Source organism: Succinimonas sp., assembly GCF_045225735.1.
Taxonomy (GTDB): domain Bacteria; phylum Pseudomonadota; class Gammaproteobacteria; order Enterobacterales; family Succinivibrionaceae; genus Succinimonas.
Window position 1 is genome coordinate 1 of record NZ_JBGVBR010000255.1, and the last position, 3,903, is coordinate 3,903.

The 3,903-nt window shown below is 49.3% G+C and carries 3 protein-coding genes; all 3 read right to left on the minus strand.

What is annotated here, in order from left to right; translation table 11 throughout:
• Positions 1 to 47: 47 nt before the first annotated feature.
• The 3 genes from ACJROR_RS09165 to ACJROR_RS09175 all read right to left on the minus strand — a co-directional run bounded on the left by ACJROR_RS09165 (position 48) and on the right by ACJROR_RS09175 (position 3,781).
• Complete coding sequence (locus ACJROR_RS09165; RefSeq protein WP_406546839.1) at positions 48 to 803, minus strand: Fic family protein; 756 nt, start codon at positions 801 to 803, stop codon at positions 48 to 50.
• Positions 804 to 979: 176 nt separating this feature from the next.
• On the minus strand, positions 980 to 3,433 hold the full coding sequence (locus ACJROR_RS09170) for a DEAD/DEAH box helicase (protein ID WP_406546840.1): 2,454 nt from the start codon (positions 3,431 to 3,433) through the stop codon (positions 980 to 982).
• Between the two features lie 66 nt (positions 3,434 to 3,499).
• Positions 3,500 to 3,781 (minus strand): hypothetical protein, encoded by a 282-nt coding sequence (locus ACJROR_RS09175; protein WP_406546841.1) that lies wholly within the window; start codon positions 3,779 to 3,781, stop codon positions 3,500 to 3,502.
• Positions 3,782 to 3,903: the final 122 nt, after the last annotated feature.

The window sequence follows — 3,903 nt, forward strand, 5'->3', positions numbered from 1 at the left end:
GACAACGGCAATTCAGGGCAGTCAAAAAGCTGCTGCATAAATACATGTTAATTAGTTGCAACAGCTAATATGAAACAGCTCGATAAAAATTCTGCAAAAGCGCTGCTGTCAGCATCTTTGTCTGATTTACCCAGAGCTTCATAATATTCGTTTTGCCGTGATCTTATAAGATCTTCCACAGGCAGCCAATAGAATATCTCATTCCAGCGGCCCAGCAGAAGGCTGTGCCACAACCTTCCCATGCGCCCGTTTCCATCAGCAAACGGATGGATAAATTCAAACTCATAATGAAAGATGGCGCTTCTTATGAGGGGATGGATTTCAGATGTCTTGTACCAAGTGAATAAATCCTGCATCTGACCGGGAACCATATTTGCCGGCGGAGCCATGTGAACAAGATCTTTGCCGTTAAAAACTCCAACCCCGCCGCTTCGGAATCTGCCACTTTCAGAAATCAGTTCATTCATCATCGCTTTATGAGCCTTTAACAGATCATCAACAGAATAAGGATCTAGGGTCAGCATCATCTCATAAGCTGTGTAGGCATTTTTAACTTCCCTGATTTCCACAGGATTGCCGAGAATTCTCTTACCCTCAAGAATAGCAGTAACCTGTTCTAACGAGAGAGAATTATGTTCAATGGCCAATGAGGAATGAATTGTTCTTATACGGTTCTCTTTTCTGAGATGAGGAGTAATGCTGCCTTTGGACAAAATTTTGATCTGCCCTAACTGCTCACTGATAGCAGCGGTCAAATTAATTATTTTGTCCGTCATGTGAAACGGCGGCTGGTACTTGCTCACTTTTTGCTCCTCATACTGAGCCCTCTCCGGTATCAGGATATTTAGCGAATGGGCCGTTAACGATTGCGGCATTGATTTCTGATAATATCTCTTCACAGGACAGTTTACCCTGCCATGTAAATTGATTATCCCTTGTTAATCAATGCTCTTTCCGAAAACGGCCGTCCCCCGTGATATCAGAACCTGAGGTCTTTCTGAGCCTTCTCCTTCTCGGCTTCTTCTGTTGAGAAAGCGAAGATTTCCTCTATCTGACGGTTGGACAGATCTCCAATCCACTTTTCACCGACATTTATGGCAATATCTGCCAGATCCTTCTTGGATTTGATAATATCGTTGATCTTCTCCTCAAAGGTATTGGCGCAGATCAGCCGGTAGACCTGAACATTTTCCTTCTGTCCGATGCGGTAAGCCCGGTCGGTTGCCTGATCCTCCACAGCCGGATTCCACCACAGATCATAGTGGATTACTGCTGATGCCGCCGTCAGTGTAAGTCCTGTTCCGGCAGCCTTCAAAGACAGAATCATGCATCTTTCATCGCGGCGATTCTGGAACTTGTCAACCATTGCGGCCCGTTCGGAAGCCGAGAGTCCTCCGTGAATAAACTCGGGACGGAAACCGGTTCTCTCCTCGATCCATTTCTGCAGCAGATCTCCCATTACCTTGAACTGAGTGAATATCAGACATTTCTTGTTGTTCTCAAACATGTCGTCCAAAAGATCAAACAGCACCTCCATCTTCCCTGAATATCTGGCATCCTGATGCGAATCCTCCTGAGAATAATGAGCCGGAGCATTGCAGATCATTTTGAGACTGCGGATCAGATTGAGCACCACCGAACTGCGCTGCAATGAATCAAGCTCCTCCATGACAAGCATGGAATGATTTACCTTCTCCTGATAGAGAGCCACCTGCTCCGGAGTAAGCGTACAGTACTTGTCGATCACTATCTTGTCCGGCAAATCGCTGATAATGGACTTGTCAGACTTGAGACGTCTCATGATAAACGGAGCCGTTATCAGCTTGAAGCTCTTCACGGCAGCCGGATCCCTGGTACGCTCAATCGGGTTGGCAAATTCGCGTTTGAAGGCCTCCGCAGAACCCAGAAGTCCCGGATTGGCAAAATCCATAATCGACCAGTACTCAAGAAGCCTGTTTTCAACCGGGGTACCGGACATGGCAATCATGGAATCCGCCTTGATGGAACGTACCACCTTGAAAATCTGCGACCGGGTGTTCTTGATATTCTGAGCCTCGTCAATAACGATAAGACGCAGCTTCAGCTTCTGAAAGAGCTTGTTTTCAGATCGGAGAACGCCGTAGGAGGTCAGCACGACATCGGCGGGCTTCGAAAGATCCCGTTCGGTATAGAAGGTATTGACCCTGAGCTCAGGAGCAAACTTGGCAAGCTCCTTGTCCCAGCTTACCAGAAGCGAAACCGGCACCGCCACCAGAACCTGCTTGTCCCGCAATTCTCCGTCATAGCGCAGCTTTTCTATGGCGGCAATGACCTGAACGGTCTTGCCCAGTACCATATCGTCGGCCAGAATAGAACCCATCATGGTCCGCAGATTCTTGGTAAACCAACTATACCCTCTGAGCTGGTATGGTCTGAGCTGCGCCTTAAAGGTGGGAGGAACCTCAATGCTCTTTTCAGAAAGAATATTCTGAAGGCAGTCCCGAAGCTCCTTTGTAATTGCCACATTGTCTTCGCCGAAACGTCCGGTGAGCGCGGCGGCCATGAGCCGCTGCTTGCCGGGAGCCTGAGAGCCGCAGGCAAGCTTTTTGGCAATACGGGAAGTAAGAGCGGGGTCGACATAAACAAAAGACTCGCCGAATCTGACAACCTTGCCCTCATGAAGCCGGAGATCCGCGAATTCCTCCGGGGAAATGGAACGATCCCCCAGTGCAATACTCCAGTCGAAATCCAGAAGATCGGTAATCCCGGTGAATCCCGTACCGTCGTCCCATCTGTCTTTCATGGACACCGTCATGGAAGATTTCGGATAAAGAACCGACTTAAGAGCCTTCGGCACAATCAGTCTGACGCCAAGGATTTTCATGGCCGGAATGGTAGACTGGATAATGGGAGCCAGATCATCAAGGGCAATAATCCCCACCCCGCCCCGGTTTTCCAGAAGCTCGGTAAGCGGCGGACATACGGAACTCAGGCGGGCCACTGTTCTCAGACATTCAAAGCGGATTTTCTGATACTCCCGGTTTTCAATAATCTCGGACAGCGGAATGAAGGTATCCTCGGGAGTCCCCTGCTGATCCAGACGATTAAAGCCCATGGAAATCTGAACTCCGATAGTGTTGTCAAACAGGCCCCTTCTGTGGCCTTTTTTGGCTTCCGTCTGGTCTGCCTCATCAGCTTCCGGCGCAGTAATCACCTCTCCTCTGTCAGCCTGATAAACCGGAGATGATTCAAGGTCGATATCGGCATCCCCGTCGCTTTCAGTTTCGTAAACAGTTCGGGCTTCATTAATCACTTCTGCCAGCGCCGCGGCGGACTGATCCTCGAGAATAATAACCGGCTGCACCTTGAGATTCTGGAGGTAAATCGGAGCAATCCAGGACTCCAAACGCTTCTTGACGCTCTCTCTGGCATGGAAGCCCTCTTCCAGATCCACCAGTTTGCCCAGGAATATGCTCTGACATTCCAGGGGAAGATCCTCGCTGGCATAATCATCATGGAGCTAGATAAAAGCTTTGGTGATATAGCTCCCGAGATACATGCTCAGAATCATTTCGCCCAGAACATAGGGGTTCATGTTCTCCGGCCGGCGGGCTACGCTGATGACGGTGTTGTCAATGGTCATAAAGAAACGCCCGACCGCCGTTACAATATCCCGCACCTCTTTCGACATCACTGCCGGAATCCAGCGCACGGCAAAGAAATCATCCACCGGCTCGTAAATCTGCGGTATCAGAGCGCCGCTCTTCACCAGCTTGGCGGCCAGAATCCAGGCATTGTACAAAGCCTCGATTTCGACCGGAGCAATTTCCAGAGCCTGAGTGTACCTACAAAAAACGGGTTTATGGTCAGGTCAGTATGGAGGCCTGAGACCAAAGTGCTTGTATACCAGAGGAACAACATACG